The sequence below is a fragment of the Bacillus sp. TH30 genome, from assembly GCF_016650875.1.
Classification (GTDB): Bacteria; Bacillota; Bacilli; order Bacillales; family Bacillaceae_G; genus Bacillus_A; species Bacillus_A mycoides.
Genome location: NZ_JAEKEY010000002.1, coordinates 3,483,060 through 3,501,050, shown reverse-complemented (window position 1 = coordinate 3,501,050; position 17,991 = coordinate 3,483,060). Strand labels below are relative to the sequence as shown.

Here is a 17,991-nt window from a genome sequence, read left to right as displayed (position 1 = left end):
ACCCTCTTAATTTCATTGATTTTTATTTTGCAATATTATCGAGCAGCAGTTTTGAAAAGGTCGATATTGTCTAATGCTTTACCCGTTCCAATTGCTACGCAATCTAATGGATCCTCTGCAACAAGAACTGGCATATTTGTTTCTTCACTAATAACTTTATCTAAGTTACGTAGTAATGCCCCGCCACCCGTTAATACGATACCGCGGTCCATAATATCCGCTGCTAATTCAGGTGGAGTTTTTTCTAACGTATTTTTAACTGATTCTACAATTGCATCTACTGTATCTTTTAATGCATCTGCAATTTCTTCTGGTTGAATTAGTACTGTTTTAGGTAAACCACTTACTAAATCACGACCGCGAATTTCCATAGGCTCAATACCTTCTGGCTCGCCTGCAGAACCGATTTCTAATTTTAGTGCTTCTGCTGTTCTTTCACCAATCATTAAGTTGTAGCTTTTCTTAATGTACTGAATGATTGAATCGTCCATATCATCACCAGCAACACGAACTGATTGACTTGTTACAATACCACCTAAAGAAATAATTGCAACTTCTGTTGTACCACCACCGATATCAACAACCATACTACCAGTCGGCTCCCAAACAGGTAAGTTTGCACCAATTGCTGCTGCAAATGGCTCTTCGATTGGATAAGCATCACGAGCACCAGCTTGACGAGTCGCATCGATTACTGCACGTCTTTCTACAGCTGTAATACCAGATGGTACACATACCATTACATATGGTTTACGTGAGAAGAATCCATTTGATTTTTGAGCTTGTTGAATGTAGTATTTCATCATTATTGCTGTTGTTTCGTAATCAGCAATTACACCATCTTTCATAGGGCGAAGTGCCACTACGTTTCCTGGTGTACGACCAATCATTTGTTTTGCATCGCTACCTACCGCAACGATTTGTTTCGTATCAGTTTGTAATGCTACTACTGAAGGTTCACGTAAAACTACACCTTTCCCTTTCACATATACAAGCGTGTTCGCCGTTCCTAAGTCTATTCCAAGATCGCGAGTAAATCCACCAAATCCAAACATATCATTTATCTTCCCTTCTTATTTTCACGGACTCATTTTTCTTACTTTATATTTATAAAAACAGTACGTTTTTTTATATCTGCATCCTTTTTGTAGATAATTTTCTACAAAAAACTCATAAATCACATTATAAAACAAAATAAGTAAAAAGAATAGTCTTAAATATGACCTTTTTCCTTTAAACTCACGAATTTATGGTCACCTATTATGATATGATCAAGTACTTCAATTCCGATAATTCGACCACATTCTACTAATCGTTTTGTAACTTCAATATCTTCACGGCTCGGCGCCGGATCTCCTGAGGGATGGTTATGAAGACATATAATAGAGGCTGCTGCCCGACGGAACGCTTCTTTAAAAACTTCCCTTGGGTGCACAATCGACGTATTTAAACTTCCAATAAAAATAGTTTGCCTATGTATAACTTGATTTTTCGTATTCAAATATAAACAAACAAAATGCTCCTGTTGCAAAAAACGCATCTCTTCCATCATATAACTCGCACAATCTTCTGGACTTCGAATACTATATCTATTTTGATATTCTAAACGTACCATTCTTCTACCTAATTCAAAAGCAGCCATAAGCTGCGACGCCTTTGCAATCCCAACACCATGAATGCTCATCATCTCTTCTAACGTTGCATCCTTTAACATTCGTAAGCCGTCAAAATGATGTAGAATATTATCTGATAACGTTAACACCGTTTCTTCTTTAGAACCCGTTCTGAGTAAAACTGCAAGAAGTTCTCGATTCGATAAACTTCCTGCTCCTTCTAACAATAAACGCTCCCGTGGCTGTTCTTCTCTCACAACATCACGAATACCGTTCATCTCTCCACCCCTTTTTTTACGATTTCTCCTAAAGAAAACCCCATGCAATTTTACACATGGGTTACATCGCTATCAAACTGTTTTAATTCACGGACAAGACGTGCAATTGGCAAGCCAACTACACTGTAGTAGTCCCCTTGAATATGTTGAACAAAAATAGACCCTTTACCTTGAATTCCATAGCTCCCTGCTTTATCAAGTGGTTCCTTCGATGCAACGTATACGTCTATTTCCTCTTCTGTTAATCCCCAAAATGTTACTTCTGTACGTTCATAAAAAGTTACCGTTTTTTCTTTCGATATAATTGCAACACCTGTGTATACTTCGTGTGTTTTCCCCGATAATAATCGTAACATTTCTTTCGCCTCAGCCTCATTAGACGGCTTTCCAAGAATACGCGAATCATATGTAACAATTGTATCTGCACCTAGTACAACGTGATTACTATGGTTTTCTGCCACAGCAGATGCTTTTTGCAAAGCAAGCGACATAACAATATCAGAAGGTGATGAATATGCACCAATTGTCTCTTCTACTTCACTAACAACGATTTCAAATGGCACATCTGCTAATTCAAGCAGTTCCTTCCTCCTAGGTGACCCTGAAGCTAAAATAATTTTCCTCATATTTTCTCCTTCCCTTCTCACATGAAGCAGAATAATTCAAATCAATCGTATCAAAGGAATAGTTTCCCCACAAATTCTAGAAATATCATTTTCTCTAAACAAAATAATAGTTCTTTTTAAATACGATTATATGCTGCCCATACAGAAAGCACTTTGTTCTAAATTCAAAAGAAAAGAAAGAAGTATATGTACTTCTTTCTTCGTCATTTCATTATCCTATTATTTCACTTTTTGTGAAACCATTTTTTCATACGAAAGTATACCATCAATAATAACTTGATTTAATTTAGCTACAGATTCCTTATCGCTCTTCCCTTCCTTAATCGTTTGCACCGCTATTGACGTATACGTATAAAGCTTCTTCGCATCTTCACGCTTCATACTCTTCCCTTCCTTTTCAATAGCTTTCCACTCTTTTTGAATCGCTTCTATATCTTTTGGATTACTTTTTCCACTAGTTTGTACGCTGGACACATATTTTGCTAAATGAGTATATAATGGCTGCACTTTCGCTAAAAACATTCCTACTTCTTTATCATTTTTGAGCAATGCTTTATCTGTAATATCCCAATTTTTTTTCAAAACTGAAACACCATCTTGCTTATACTGATCTATTAATTGATTAACAGCCTGTTCATCGCTCGTAATAGCAACAACTAACGCATACTTATCACCACTCGGTTTCAAAGTAGCCACGCCCCCATTACTTTTCCACTCTTCAATAGCAGCCTGTCCTTTTTCTTCAGAGGAATAAAGCCCTCCTTGAACGAAAAATAGTTTCATTGGTTCTAATGACGTTCCTACCTGTGGTTTTGGTTTTTCCTCTTTCGGTGTTGGTGTTTGTTCTGCCGTTCCACCCACCTTTTGTTCCTCATTACCTGTCTGCTTCGAAGCCGTTACCTTACCTTCTCCTGTCGTCCCTTGTCCAGTTAATAAATGAATCATACCCATCCCAAATGCAGTACCGATAATTATTGCAGTTGCAACGATTGCGATTATTGTATTGCTCCACTTCTTTCGATATTTTTCCATAGATACTGATTTCGCTTTTTGAAACGGAACTACATTTTTCGGTCTCTCACTTTCTGCTATCATCCAGTCAAACTCATCCTTCTTTTTTTCCTCATACTTCGCTTCTGTTCCATTTACTTTCACCGAGATCGTTCGTGATTGCTTGTCCATACACTCACACCTCACCTCTTGTCATTGTCCGCATCATATCATATTCATTCCACAAAAAAACGAGATATTTGTCAGAGGAATTCGTCAAATAACCCTATATTATTATCTTATATGTATGCATTTGACTTCATTTGTAGAACAAAAAACTAGATAGCAAAGACTATCTAGTTTTTCTCGCGAATATATTTTCTAACTTCGGAAATGAAATACAAAGAACCTGTTATGATAAAAACATCATGTTCTCCTATCATGTCAACCTTTGTATCAATTGCCTCTTTCCAATCTTCAAAAACTAATTTTGACTCTTGTTGTGAATACGATGCAAGCTTGTCAGCAGAAATGGCACGATCAAAGGCAAACGTCGTAAATATTATTTCATCAGCAACTTTTTCTAATTGCCCTACCATGTTATGTAACTGTTTGTCACCAAGAGCAGTAAATAAAACTATTACATTCTTCTTTTTATAATGTGCCCCTACTGTTTTTACAAGACTTTCAATACCTTCTGGATTATGAGCACCATCTATTATAATATCTGGATTACTTTGTAACTTTTCAAATCGACCAATCCAGTATGCTTCTTGTAAGCCAACTTTCATCTCCTCTTCATTAATTAAAAATGATAAATATGTTTTTAAATACATTACTGCCATAAGCGCTAGTGCTGCATTGCCTACTTGGTGAATGCCTTTCATTGAAATCCGAACATTTTCAAACGAGGCAAATGGACAATCAAAATCAAAGTGTTCCCCATCTTTATTAGAATGTTTATGTAGTGTTGTAAACTGTTTTCCAAGTTCATATAAGCTTGCATGATTTTCCTTAGCAACCTTTTGAATTACTTGCAATGCTTCTTCATTTTTCACACCAGTAATAACTGGAACACCAGACTTAATAATCCCTGCCTTTTCATATGCAATTTCTCCTAGTGTATTGCCTAAAATATGCATATGATCGTGGCCGATATTCGTAATAATCGTGAGAACCGGATGAATAACATTTGTAGAATCAAATCTTCCCCCAAGCCCCGTTTCAAATAAAACGACATCACAGAAATTAACTTTACCGAAATAATAAATTGCCATTACTGTAATGATTTCAAACTCAGTCGCTTCTCCTAAGTCCGTCTCATCTAATTTTTCAACGACTGGCTTTACCATATTTACAAGTTCCGCAATCTCTTCATCTGCAATCGGTATTCCGTTTACACTAATACGTTCATTGAATGTTTCTATGTAAGGCGATGTAAACGTTCCTACTTTATATTTCGCGCCTTCTAACATGTAGCGCATATATGTTAAAGTTGAACCTTTTCCATTTGTGCCGGCTAGATGAACACATTTTATATGACGCTCTGGATTTCCGAGTTCTTCTAACATCCATTGCATTCTTTCTAGCCCTGGTTTTATCCCAAATTTCAATCGGCTATGAATCCAGTTTATCGCTTCTTCGTATGTATGTATCACGTTTGCTATTCCCCTTTCAAAAGACAAACTTAGTAATTCTATTATACGCAAAGAAAAGAGACTCACCAATATAGTGAGTCTCTGAAAAACATTTTTATTTCTCAAGATCAGCTAGACGTTGACGAACCGCTTCGCGTTTTTCTAGATAATCTTGCTCTTTCGCACGCTCTCCGTCAATAACTTCTGCAGGAGCTTTCGCTACGAATCCTTGGTTTGAAAGTTTCTTCTGTACACGTTCTACTTCTTTATCGAACTTCTCAAGTTCTTTTTCAAGACGCGCTTTCTCTTCATCAAGATTGATAAGATCAGCTAATGGTAAGAATAACTCTGCACCTGATACGATTGCAGTCATCGCTTTTTCTGGCGCTTGTAAATCAATCTTAATTGTTAGTTCACTTGGGTTACAGAAACGCTCAATGTAAGAACTGTTTTTCGTAAGCTGAGCTAGTACTACCTCGTCTTTTGCTTTAATTTGCATTTGAACTTTTTTGCTCATTGGTGTATTTACTTCCGCACGGATATTACGAACAGAGCGAATGATATCAACTAGAAGGTGCATTTCTGCTGCCGCTTCTTTATCTTGTAAATCTTCACGAACTGTTGGCCATGCTGCTACTGTAATAGACTCGCCTTCATGCGGTAAATGCTGCCAAATTTTCTCTGTTACAAATGGCATGAATGGATGTAATAGACGCATTGTTTGGTCTAATACGTAAGCTAAAATCGAACGAGTTGTTTTCTTAGCTACTTCATCTTCACCGTATAGTGGAAGTTTCGCCATCTCAATGTACCAGTCACAGAAATCATCCCAAATGAAGTTGTATAATGAACGACCAGCTTCACCGAACTCATATTTATCCATGTTACGTGTTACACTTTCGATTGTTTCGTTTAAGCGAGTTAAAATCCACTTATCTGCAACTGATTTTTCACCAGTTAAATCGATTTCTTCATACTTCATGTCATCCATGTTCATTAATACGAAACGTGATGCGTTCCAAATTTTATTAATGAAGTTCCAAGTAGATTCTACTTTTTCCATGCTGAAACGTAAATCTTGACCTGGTGCACTTCCTGTTGATAAGAAGTAACGCATCGCATCTGCACCGTACTTCTCGATAACATCCATCGGATCAATACCGTTACCAAGAGATTTACTCATTTTACGTCCTTGCTCATCACGAACTAAACCGTGAATTAATACATCTTTAAATGGACGCTCTCCTGTAAACTCTAAACCTTGGAAAATCATACGAGATACCCAGAAGAAGATGATATCATAACCAGTTACTAAAGCATCTGTTGAATAGAACTTTTTAAAGTCTGCTGCATCTTCATTCGGCCAGCCAAGTGTTGAGAATGGCCATAATGCTGAACTGAACCATGTATCAAGCACGTCATTATCTTGATTCCAGTTTTCAAGATCTGCTGGCGCTTCTGTACCTACGTATACTTCACCAGTTTCTTTATGATACCAAGCTGGAATGCGGTGTCCCCACCATAATTGACGAGAAATACACCAGTCATGAATGTTTTCCATCCAGCGTAAGTATGTGTTTTCAAAACGCTCTGGTACGAACGTTACTTTTTCTTCTTCTTTTTGTTGAAGTTCTACCGCTTTTTCTGCAAGTGGAGCCATTTTTACGAACCATTGTGTTGATAAATAAGGCTCAACAACTGCACCGCTACGCTCACTATGACCTACTGAGTGCATATGAGGCTCGATTTCTACTAATACGCCAGCTTCTTGTAAGTCTTTCACTAACTCTTTACGGCATTCGAAACGATCCATACCGTTATACTTATCAGCTTTTTCGTTCATCGTTCCATCTTCGTTCATTACTAAAATACGTGGTAAGTCATGACGGTTACCTACTTCAAAGTCATTCGGGTCATGAGCTGGTGTAATTTTCACAACGCCTGTTCCGAAGTCTTTTTCTACGTATTCATCAGCAATAATCGGAATCTCTCGGCCTACGATTGGAAGTGTAACTGTTTTTCCGATTAAATGTTTGTAGCGATCATCTTCTGGATGAACTGCTACCGCTGTATCACCAAGCATTGTTTCTGGACGAGTAGTTGCAAGGCGAATGTGACCAGAACCGTCTGTTAACGGATAGTTCATATGGTAGAATGCACCTTGAACTTCTTTATGAATTACTTCAATATCAGAAAGAGCTGTGCGTGTTGCTGGATCCCAGTTGATGATATACTCACCGCGGTAAATTAAGTCTTTTTCATATAATTGAACGAATACTTTATTAACAGCGTTAGATAAACCTTCGTCTAATGTGAAGCGTTCACGAGAATAGTCTAGTCCTAAACCAACTTTCCCCCATTGTTGACGAATGTGAGAAGCGTATTCTTCTTTCCATTCCCAAGCTTTTTCAAGGAATTTCTCACGACCAAGATCGTAACGTGAAATACCTTCTTCACGAAGTTTTCCTTCTACTTTCGCTTGCGTTGCGATACCAGCATGGTCCATTCCTGGAAGCCATAATACATCGTAACCTTGCATACGCTTTGTACGAGTTAAAATATCTTGAAGCGTCGTATCCCAAGCGTGACCTAAGTGTAACTTACCAGTTACGTTCGGAGGTGGAATTACAATTGTATATGGTTGTTTCTTCTCATCTCCTGTTGCTTCGAAATATTTGCCTTCAAGCCACCACTTGTAAAGGCCTTCTTCAACGGACATATGATCATATTTAGTTGGTAAATTATTTTCCGTATTTGACATTATTTTCCCTCCTTAAAATAAAAAATGCCCCTCATCCAAAAAAGGACGAGGGACATCGCGGTACCACCTTTATTTACAAACAAATTCAGAATTTGCTTATACTCTTAATTTGATAACGGACAAATCCGTCTTTTCCTAATAAGAATCATTCCGTTCAGAAAAGATGCTCCAGGGCTACCTTCTAACATAACTATCTAGAGAACCTCCCAGCAAATGGTTCCCCTCTCTGAAGACGTTTCATGTTATACTCTTCCCCTTCAATGCATTTATGTGATTGTTAATTATTATATACAATAGTGTAAAAAACGAAACCTTATTCGTCAAGATAAATTTGAAACTACGGCTTTTATCTCTTTATGAAACTAATAAAAAAAGATAAGCAGGGTTCTCCCTACTTATCTTCTTTATCCGTTCCCTTGCTGGGCAGCTTGTAATTGCGAAAGGAAATATTCTGTATTACTAATGAGCCAATGCGATTGCTGCAGAATTTTTACCCCGCGAAGCTCATTTTCTTCATTACGACTCTTTCTTCTTTTCGTATACGACTGAATTTGCCGAATAAAATGCGACGGGTACGTCATATACGCAAACATAAGAAGCTGCTCCTCTTTCGTAAATGGAAAATTTTTTTGATACATTTGATACCATTCAAAGCGGTCGCTCCGCGCAATTGGATATGTGTTCAAAGACCTTGAATAAAAGCTGACGATATCCTGTACCGGTGTAGCAAACTGAGACTTTTCTAAACTAATAAAATAACCGTTTCGTTCATAATCAAATAAAAAGTGATTAAGCGATACATTTCCATGAACGAAAGTAGTACGTGTTTTTTCCTTTTCTTTCATTGCATCATGCCATTCACTTAATTGTTTCGTTGCGAACTCACGTGCTCTCATAACGTGGTGATAATACGTACAATATTGTAATTCAAATGGAGACATATACCACTTCGCTTCTGATTCTACAAGAAACTCTTCTAATATCTCACCATCATTTTCCCAACGGTCGGATATATTTGTATAATGTTTTTCTAAATCTTCTTCTGTATAAGTCTCCTCTTTCACCGTTTTTTGATGCAACGTCCCGAGCGTTTGAAACATCTTATGGTATTGATCATTATCTTCGCCATTTCCTTCCGCACGTTCTAACCAAGGCATTAAATAATAGCTATACGCCCCATCACTTAAAACATAATTCCCGTCCGTCGTGTGATAGATAGGTACATAATTCGAAAAACCTTTCTCCTTCAAATATTGAATATGGTGTAAAAAATTATTCCGCTCTAATTTTCTATCTTGTATTTTTTTTAACGCATACGGACCTTGATTCGTATAAATTTTCATTACACTTCCGTGCTCTTCCATATGCTGAGTGTCCAATCTATATTGCCTCACAATGGGTTCATAGCGATTTCGTAATTCAATATCCATACGAATAACCCTTTCTTATTCAAAACATAGCTTCTAGGAAAAGAAAAGAGGTGAGTGAAAAAACTCACTCACTTATTTCACTGTTGCTTTTGAAACAGGAATATATATAATTTGCCCTGTAGTTAAATATATATCTTCTGATTGATTTACACGATATAAGCTTTGTACAGTCGTTTCATAACGTTCTGCAACCGATTCAATTGTATCTCCTTCTTGTACGAAGTACATTCTTAACTTCGTAAATTCTTCTTCTGGTTCTTTCGTAAATAATTTCGTTAAATAAAGTGCATTTTCATCTCGCTGTGAATATGCTTCTTCCTCTGGCTCTTCCTGCTTTTTCGCTTTTTCTTTCTTGAAATTTTTCCGCCCGAACAATTCAAATTGTGGCGTCTTTTCTTGCTCCTCTTCACGCTCCACAAGTTCATGTTCTTCTAATTCCTCTTCTTCTATTTCTTGCTCTTTTCTTTCTTCTAACTGAAACGGCTCAAATGCATAATCTTCCCATCCATCTGATTCTTTATAGGCTGGTACCTCTTCGTGCGGCGCAGGTCTACTTTCATCTTCTTCAGCTGAATCAGCTTCCAACTCGGCATACACCGTCTCTTCCTCTTCATCCTCGGTTCTTTCTTCGTCACATAAACCTGTAATAGATATATCCGCTAATAGTTGTAAGCAACCATTTTCCTTTAATTCATAATCAAATTCCTCGATTGATACATATAATTCTTCAATTACTTTCACTCGATTTCTTGGAATTGATATTTCGAGCGGAAAGGAATGGACAAGCTCATTAACCCCGTCTGCCCTTGTTTCTACATAATCAATTGCCTTTGCTGGTGATAGCTCTCTTAATGAATAAGCTGAATCATCTTGCCTTGCAACGTACTCTCCCGTTAAATCTAATTGCCCCCTCACGATAACTTCATGATCGAGCTCCTCTATCTCAACGTCTGGATCTAACGAAATTGACAAAAGTTCTTCGACTTCCTGTCCCTTCTGGAACCAAACAGATTCTTTTAATGAAAATCGTAATGAATGATCTGTTGCCACTTCTTTTCCCCCTCCCAAACTATATGTCATTACAGATTTATGTTCCCTAAGGCTACTTTATGAATAAAAAAAATCGCTCCCCTAATGGAAAGCGATTTTCTCTAAGAAATTATGCTTTTAATTTTGATATTGCAATTTCGGCCGCCGCAATTGTCGCCTCAATATCTGCATCACTATGTGCTGTCGATAAGAATAAACCTTCAAATTGAGAAGGTGGTAAAAATACACCTTGTTCTACCATTTCACGATAGTAAGCTGCAAAGAATTCTAAGTTTGAAGATTTTGCTGCATCATAATTAATAACTTGCTCATCTGTAAAGAAAATACCAATCATAGAACCTGCACGATTAATGTGATGCGGGATATTATGCTTTTCAGCTGCCTTACGTAGTCCAGCCTCTAACATTTCTGCTTTACGCTCAAATTCCACATATGATTCTGGCGTTAACTGCACTAACGTTTCATAACCTGCTGTCATTGCAAGTGGATTACCCGATAATGTTCCAGCTTGGTAAATCGGTCCGCTTGGTGCAACTTGACGCATAATCTCTGCCTTCCCACCGTATGCTCCTACCGGCAAGCCACCACCGATTACTTTACCTAAACAAGTTAAGTCAGGAGTTACACCGTAGTAACCTTGTCCACAATTATAAGCAACACGGAATCCTGTCATTACTTCATCAAAAATAAGTAGTGCACCGCTTTGCTCTGTCACTTCACGAAGTCCTTCTAAAAACCCTGGTTGCGGGGGAACAACACCCATATTCCCTGCCACTGGTTCTACAATTATACAAGCGATGTCATCACCGAATTGTTCGAAAGCATATTTTACACTTTCTAAATCGTTATATGCTACGGTAATCGTATTTTTCGCTACACCTTCTGGTACACCAGGGCTATCTGGTAAACCTAGCGTTGCTACACCCGAACCTGCTTTAATCAATAAAGAATCACCATGACCGTGATAACAACCAATGAATTTTAAAATTTTGTTACGTCCAGTGTAACCACGAGCTAAACGTAGTGCACTCATTGTCGCCTCTGTTCCAGAGTTAACCATACGCACAATCTCAATTGATGGTACACGCTCGATAACAAGCTGCGCTAATTTATTTTCAATTTCTGTTGGTGCACCAAAGCTTGTTCCTTTTTCAGCAACAGCTTTTAAAGCCTCAACAACACGATCATTCGCATGACCATGAATTAAAGGTCCCCACGATAATACGTAATCGATGTATTCATTCCCATCGATATCATATACTTTAGAGCCTTTTCCGCGCTCCATAAACAGCGGATTCATACCAACAGACTTAAAAGCACGAACAGGGCTGTTTACGCCTCCAGGCATTAAATTTTGAGCTTCTTCAAACGCCGCAATCGACTTATCAAATTTTTTCATTATTTAGCGCCTCCTTCTTGTAACCATCTTGCTGCATCTTTTGCATGATACGTAATAATCAAGTCTGCTCCTGCGCGTTTCATGCTAATTAATTTCTCAAGTACAACTTCTTTTTCATTAATCCAACCATTTTGTGCTGCTGCTTTAATCATCGAATATTCACCACTTACGTTATAAGCAACGACTGGTAAGTTAAAGTTATTTTTCACATCACGAACGATATCTAGATAAGAAAGAGCTGGCTTTACAATTAAGAAGTCGGCCCCTTCCATTACATCTGATTCTGCTTCACGGAATGCTTCCATACGGTTCGCTGGGTCCATTTGATATGTTTTACGGTCACCAAACTGCGGTGCACCGTGTGCTGCATCACGGAACGGTCCGTAAAATGCTGATGAATATTTCACAGCGTACGACATAACTGGTACGTGCGCGAAACCATTTTCATCTAATGCATGGCGAATTGCTGTTACAAATCCGTCCATCATGTTAGATGGTGCAATAATGTCTGCCCCTGCTTTCGCTTGACTTACAGCTGTTTTTGCAAGAGCTGCAAGAGACTCATCATTTAAAATAACGCCATCTTCAATAACACCGCAATGACCATGGCTTGTGAATTGACATAAACATGTATCTGCAACTACTACTAGCTCTGGGAACTCATCTTTAATTTGCTTAATTGCACGCTGTACAATTCCATGCTCACAATATGCCGATGATCCAACTTCGTCCTTTTCAGCAGGTAAACCAAATACAATAACAGAACGAATACCTAAATCAACGACCTCTTGCATTTCAGCTTGCAATAAATCTAAAGACATTTGATATACGCCTGGCATAGAAGGAACTTCATTACGAGTATTTTCTCCTTCTAATACAAAAATAGGGTAAATAAAATCTTCTGTATGTAAAAATGTTTCACGTACAAGCGCACGCATGCCCCCGCTTTGTCTTAAACGACGATGACGATTAAATTGTAAAGAATTCATAGATTTCTATCCCCATTCTTTTATTTTATAGATTCACAAATGCATTGTAGTAATGCTTCTACAGTGTACTCTTTTGGCACAATAACATGTGGAAAATAGAGGTTCGCCTCTTTTTCCGTAATAGGCCCTATACAAGCAATTGTACATTTTTTCGTCCATTCTCTCCAGTTTGTACCCTCAAGTAAACGAACAAAACTATCAACAGTTGAAGGGCTCGTAAATGTAATAATATTTACTTCCCCTAATTTCAATGCTGTTATAAGTTCTTGTTTTTTCTCTACATTCACCTTCGTACCATATACAATTAACTCATCTAGAAAAACACCAAACTCCCTAAGTTTAACCGGGATTACATCTCTTGCTAAATTCCCTTTCGGAAATAAAATACGCTCGTTTCCACTTAATTCTTTTAGAAACTCTTCGGCAAATGTTTCTGCAACAAATGCAGTGGGAACAAACTCTACTTGATAGCCTCGCTTTTCTAACTCTAACTTTGTTTTCACGCCTACTGCAGCAATTTTAATCGGTCCGGGGAGCTTCTTTCTCAAACTATCTAGAAAAAAAGCTACACCATTTTTACTCGTGAAAATAACCCAGTCATACGAATGTAGCTGCCCTGCTATGTGTTGAATTTGCCTATGAGACGTACCTTCCATACGCAAAAGCGGAATTTCCAATGGAATTCCGCTCCTTTCTTTCACTGCTACACTCATTTGTTTCGCTTGGTGCTGGGCACGTGTAATCAATACTGTTTTGCCAGCGAGAGCGTTCATATTTATTGTTGCTCCTTATTTGCAGCAAGGATGAGCTCTTTTGCTCCTTGTTTAATTAAACGGTCCGCAGCCTCTAATCCAACTTGCTTCGGATCATTACCTACTACTATCTCTTTCAATAAAACAGAACCGTCCATAGAACCGACAAGCGCTGTTAATTCGATTGCATCATTTTCTTTAAGAGTTGCATATCCAGCGATTGGAACTTGGCATCCACCTTCAAGTTTATGAAGAAATACTCGTTCAGCAGCCACTGTTCTTTCTGTTACTGCATCATTAATATGCGCTAACAACTGAAGTAAATCCGTATCATCCTCACGACATTCAATCGCTAATGCACCTTGTCCTACGGCTGGTACACATAACGTTTCATCTAAATGTTCTGTAATAACTTCTCCGTCCCAGCCCATTCTCTGTAATCCAGCTGTCGCTAAAATAATTGCATCGTAATCTTCATCTTTTAACTTACGTAAGCGTGTATCGATATTCCCGCGAATCCATTTCACTTGTAAATCTGGTCTCGCAGCTAGTAGTTGTGCACTACGTCTCAAACTACTCGTTCCTAAGATCGCGCCTTCTGCTAAGTCTTTAAACGATTCTCCGTTTTTAGAAATAAAAGCATCACGAGGGTCAACGCGCTTTGGCGTACAACCAATCATTAATCCATCTGGAAGTACAGCTGGCATATCTTTCATACTATGTACAGCCATATCAATTTCTTTCGTAAGTAACGCATGTTCAATTTCCTTTACAAATAAACCTTTTCCGCCTACTTTTGAAAGAGTAACATCTAAAATAACATCACCTTTTGTGACGATTTCTTTCACTTCAAATTCATATGGTAAACCAAGCGCTTTTAATTGATCAATAAACCAATTAGTTTGTGTTAATGCTAGTTTACTCTTTCGTGAACCTACAATAATTTTGCGCATAATTCTCTCTCCTCATTATAAATACCAAAAGTGGAAATTAGATAAACTGCTTAATAGAAAAATGTTAACTAGCATTACGAGAAATGCCCCGATATTCCACTGCACAATTTTCTTACCTTGCAACACATCTGCTGCTCGTAAATATAAGCCCACGCAATATACAAATAAAACGACAAAAGACCCAATTACTTTCGTATCATACCAATGGAAATTATCCAATTTTGTATATCCCCATATGCATCCTAATATAATTGCTAATAAGAAAAACGGAACAGAAAATAAATTTAATCCGTAAGACATAGATTCAAGCTTCGGCAAATTCCCTAATCTTCTTAATCTCGCATTCCACTTTTTCTTTTTTAATAGTCGGTATTGCAATAAATACATAATAGAAAAAATAAACGATACAGTAAACGTTGCATAAGAAATAATCGCCATACCGACATGCACGTATACAAGTTCTGAAACTAATTGCTCTGCAAGTACTGGGGACATCTTCCCGAGCGGTGTGAAAATAGAAAAAGCGCTTACGCCAAATGCTACAACATTTGTAAAAAAGACTAAAAAGTCAATACGCATAAATCGATTAATGACTAATGACATCGTAATCAATAACCAAACATAAAAATAAATCCCTGATAATAAAGTTAAAATAGGATTCGTTTCTGAATCTGTAGCCCTAAGCAACATAAAGATAGACTGCAGAACCCATACAATCGAAAGTAACCAAAAAGCAAAGCGGTTCGCCTTTCGGTTACTTTGGAAATAATCTATAAAATATAAACTAATGCTACAAGCATATAAAATAATTGCAATATGATAAATAATACTGTTATTTAAAAAACTCATCCGATCATCCTTCCAAGTTATAAAGATGGAACGGATGGTGTCCACGCTCTTTTATGTTCTACTTCTTCCGTATTTCCCGCTTCTTCCACTTCTAAATCAAAAATCTTCGCAAATAAAGCTAATTTTTCGCCAGCTCCCTCTTCAACAGCTAATTCTTTAGCTACTAAAATTGGGTCTTTTAACAATTGGTTAATAATACTTTTCGTATGTTTACTAATTACTTTTTTCTCACGATCACTAAGGTTTGGTATTTTTCGCTCAAGACTTTCCATCGTATCACTTTGAATTGCTAGCGCTTTATCACGAAGAGCTGATATTAACGGTACAACACCAAGCGTACTTAACCACGTTTTAAATAAAACCATTTCTTCTTCAATCATAAATTGAATTTTCTCTGCTTCTTTTAAACGTTCAGCACGGTTTGCTTCAACTACACCTTGCAGATCGTCGATATCATATAAGAAAGAGCCTTCTAATTCATCAATCGCCGGATCAATATCACGTGGTACTGCAATATCAACCATAAATAACGGACGACCAGAGCGCATTCTCTCTACTTTTGTCATCATTTCTTTCGTAATGACATATTCTGATGCACCCGTTGAACTAATTAAAATATCCGCTTCTAATAATGCACATTGCAATTCACTTAAAGGCTTTGCATGTCCCATATATTTCTCAGCCATCACTTCCGCTTTCGTAAGCGTCCTATTCATAACCGTTACTTTACGAGCTCCACTTCCGTATAAGTTTTGCAGTGCAAGTTCACCCATCTTACCCGCACCAAGAATAAGTACATGACAATCTGTTAAATCGCCAAATATTTTCTTTCCGAGCTCAACAGCAGCATAACTAACAGACATCGCACTTTCACCAATCGTTGTTTCTGAGTGCGCACGTTTTGCTAACGTAACCACTTGCTTAAACAACTCATTAAAAATTGTACCTGTCGCTTTTACTTGTTGTGCTTCTAAAAAGCTATCTTTTATTTGACCTAAAATTTGCGTCTCTCCAACAACCATAGAATCCAAACCGCACGTTACGCGGAATAAATGATCTATTGCGCCATCTTGTTCAAAAATAGACAAGTATGGTGCGACTTCTTCTATTTCAAGCTGAAACCAATCAGCTAAAAACTTCTTAATGTAATACCGTCCCGTGTGTAATTGATCGACAACAGCGTAAATCTCAGTGCGATTACAAGTTGATACAATGACATTTTCTAGCACGCTCTTTTGGTTTTGTAATATAGTCATTGCTTGCTCTAGCTCTGCTGCCTGAAATGTGAGTTTCTCACGAAATTCTACAGGGGCTGTTCGATAATTTACACTAACAACAAGAATATGCACGCAGCATGTCCCCCTTCACCCGTTTTATCACTTTATCTACTATCATAATACAACTTTCCTCTTATGAATCTGACAATCGTGTGAACAACTGATTATTTTTTATTTATTCTCCATATGTAATAAAGGAGCTTCAGTAAGATTAATAAAGAACTTTCTACTTTATAATAATTATAAAATAATAACTCTATTTGTACGTTACCAAAAAAAGTCCTCATAATCAAGTGATGGAAACTATTCCATATTAATTATAACATCATCTTTTCTATCTTCTTTCATCATGAAGGAAAATATGTATGATTGTTCCAAAATATAGTACTCACTTTCTCGATGCAATGCATTTGACATTGTATTTCTTTTTCGTTATATTGGTTTTACAAAATTAAATTGTGCACAATTTAAAAAATACAAGGAGTTGCCTATGAAAGAAAATCCTTTGCATCTAGATAACCAACTTTGTTTTTCTATTTACGCTTGTTCTAGAGAGGTTACCCGTTTTTACCGCCCCTATTTAGAAGAAATGGGCATTACGTATCCCCAGTACATTACTTTACTCGTACTCTGGGAACAAGACGGACTAACAGTAAAAGAAATTGGAGAACGTCTATTTTTAGATTCTGGTACTTTAACACCTATGTTAAAACGTATGGAATCATTAAAACTTGTACAACGTGTTCGTTCAAAAGAAGACGAGCGAAAAGTTTGTATTGAATTAACAGAACAAGGTAAAGATTTAAAAGAAATAGCTTGTTCATTACCAACAACGATGGCTACAAATTTAGGAATTACAGAGCAAGAATATCATTCTTTATTAATCCAATTAAACACATTAATTGAAACAATGAAAAAAATTAATGACAGAAAAGGGGAATAAACATGGATAAATTATATACTGCTTCAGTAACAGCAACAGGTGGAAGAAACGGTAAGGTAGTTTCAGATGATGGCATATTAAATCTTGATGTAAAAATGCCAAAAGCACTAGGTGGCGCAGGCGGAGAAGCAACAAATCCAGAACAATTATTTGCAGCTGGTTATGCAGCTTGCTTTGATAGTGCATTACAACTTGTAATTCGTACAAAACGTATGAAGGTGGGAAGTACAGAAGTGACTGCACACGTTTCTATCGGTAAAGATACAGATGGTGGTTTCGGACTATCTGCTGTACTTGACGTACATGTTGCTGGTGTTTCTCATGCCGAAGCACAAGAACTTGTAGAAGCCGCTCACGGTGTATGTCCTTACTCTAAAGCAACAAGAGGAAATATTGAAGTTACATTAAACGTACGCTAAAAGTTTAGTAAATAAAAAAAAACGC

16 protein-coding genes and 1 other annotated feature are annotated in these 17,991 nt (G+C 37.4%); of the genes, 2 read left to right on the top strand and 14 right to left on the bottom strand.

From position 1 onward, the window contains the following. Positions 1-35: 35 nt before the first annotated feature. From mreB to hemA, 14 genes are all read right to left on the bottom strand, one after another. The gene (mreB, locus tag JFU20_RS20200) at positions 36-1,055 is read right to left on the bottom strand and encodes a cell shape-determining protein MreB (RefSeq protein ID WP_002015369.1); all 1,020 of its coding nucleotides are present in this window, start codon (positions 1,053-1,055) and stop codon (positions 36-38) included. 158 nt (positions 1,056-1,213) lie between these two features. Then, positions 1,214-1,891, bottom strand: a complete 678-nt coding sequence (gene radC / locus JFU20_RS20195) for a DNA repair protein RadC (RefSeq protein WP_002015368.1) — start codon at positions 1,889-1,891, stop codon at positions 1,214-1,216. Between the two features lie 50 nt (positions 1,892-1,941). Further along, entirely contained in the window at positions 1,942-2,517 is a 576-nt protein-coding gene (locus tag JFU20_RS20190; RefSeq protein WP_002165032.1) for a Maf family protein, read from the bottom strand. A 219-nt stretch (positions 2,518-2,736) separates the two neighbouring features. Beyond that, positions 2,737-3,699 (bottom strand): hypothetical protein, encoded by a 963-nt coding sequence (locus JFU20_RS20185; protein WP_002165031.1) that lies wholly within the window; start codon positions 3,697-3,699, stop codon positions 2,737-2,739. A gap of 164 nt (positions 3,700-3,863) precedes the next feature. After that, positions 3,864-5,165, bottom strand: a complete 1,302-nt coding sequence (locus JFU20_RS20180) for a bifunctional folylpolyglutamate synthase/dihydrofolate synthase (protein ID WP_002015364.1) — start codon at positions 5,163-5,165, stop codon at positions 3,864-3,866. A 94-nt stretch (positions 5,166-5,259) separates the two neighbouring features. Next, positions 5,260-7,905 carry a valine--tRNA ligase gene (locus JFU20_RS20175; RefSeq protein WP_002015363.1) on the bottom strand — a complete coding sequence of 882 codons (2,646 nt, stop codon included), beginning with the start codon at positions 7,903-7,905 and terminating at the stop codon, positions 5,260-5,262. Positions 7,906-7,943: 38 nt separating this feature from the next. After that, positions 7,944-8,175 (bottom strand) — a binding site (T-box leader). 134 nt (positions 8,176-8,309) lie between these two features. Beyond that, positions 8,310-9,335 carry a spore coat protein YsxE gene (ysxE, locus tag JFU20_RS20170; RefSeq protein ID WP_002165030.1) on the bottom strand — a complete coding sequence of 342 codons (1,026 nt, stop codon included), beginning with the start codon at positions 9,333-9,335 and terminating at the stop codon, positions 8,310-8,312. A gap of 72 nt (positions 9,336-9,407) precedes the next feature. After that, complete coding sequence (spoVID, locus tag JFU20_RS20165; protein WP_002015360.1) at positions 9,408-10,415, bottom strand: stage VI sporulation protein D; 1,008 nt, start codon at positions 10,413-10,415, stop codon at positions 9,408-9,410. Between the two features lie 79 nt (positions 10,416-10,494). Further along, a complete protein-coding gene (gene hemL / locus JFU20_RS20160) occupies positions 10,495-11,784 on the bottom strand; it encodes a glutamate-1-semialdehyde 2,1-aminomutase (RefSeq protein WP_201038860.1) in 1,290 nt (429 codons plus the stop codon). Next, on the bottom strand, positions 11,784-12,773 hold the full coding sequence (gene hemB, locus JFU20_RS20155) for a porphobilinogen synthase (protein WP_002015358.1): 990 nt from the start codon (positions 12,771-12,773) through the stop codon (positions 11,784-11,786). Before hemB ends, hemL begins: the two co-directional genes overlap by 1 nt. Before the next feature lie 20 nt (positions 12,774-12,793). Continuing rightward, positions 12,794-13,546, bottom strand: coding sequence for a uroporphyrinogen-III synthase (gene hemD / locus JFU20_RS20150; RefSeq protein WP_002015357.1), 753 nt, complete (start codon positions 13,544-13,546; stop codon positions 12,794-12,796). Between the two features lie 2 nt (positions 13,547-13,548). Beyond that, on the bottom strand, positions 13,549-14,478 hold the full coding sequence (gene hemC / locus JFU20_RS20145) for a hydroxymethylbilane synthase (RefSeq protein ID WP_002015356.1): 930 nt from the start codon (positions 14,476-14,478) through the stop codon (positions 13,549-13,551). A 15-nt stretch (positions 14,479-14,493) separates the two neighbouring features. Beyond that, positions 14,494-15,327, bottom strand: a complete 834-nt coding sequence (locus tag JFU20_RS20140) for a cytochrome c biogenesis protein (protein ID WP_002015354.1) — start codon at positions 15,325-15,327, stop codon at positions 14,494-14,496. A gap of 17 nt (positions 15,328-15,344) precedes the next feature. Continuing rightward, entirely contained in the window at positions 15,345-16,676 is a 1,332-nt protein-coding gene (hemA, locus tag JFU20_RS20135) for a glutamyl-tRNA reductase (protein WP_002015353.1), read from the bottom strand. Between the two features lie 418 nt (positions 16,677-17,094). Here hemA and JFU20_RS20130 point away from each other — a divergent pair, with 418 nt between their 5' ends. Together JFU20_RS20130 and JFU20_RS20125 are read left to right on the top strand one after the other, a co-directional pair. Next, a complete protein-coding gene (locus tag JFU20_RS20130) occupies positions 17,095-17,547 on the top strand; it encodes a MarR family winged helix-turn-helix transcriptional regulator (RefSeq protein ID WP_002015350.1) in 453 nt (150 codons plus the stop codon). Positions 17,548-17,549: 2 nt separating this feature from the next. Next, the gene (locus JFU20_RS20125; protein ID WP_201038859.1) at positions 17,550-17,966 is read left to right on the top strand and encodes an organic hydroperoxide resistance protein; all 417 of its coding nucleotides are present in this window, start codon (positions 17,550-17,552) and stop codon (positions 17,964-17,966) included. The last annotated feature ends 25 nt before the right edge of the window (positions 17,967-17,991 follow it).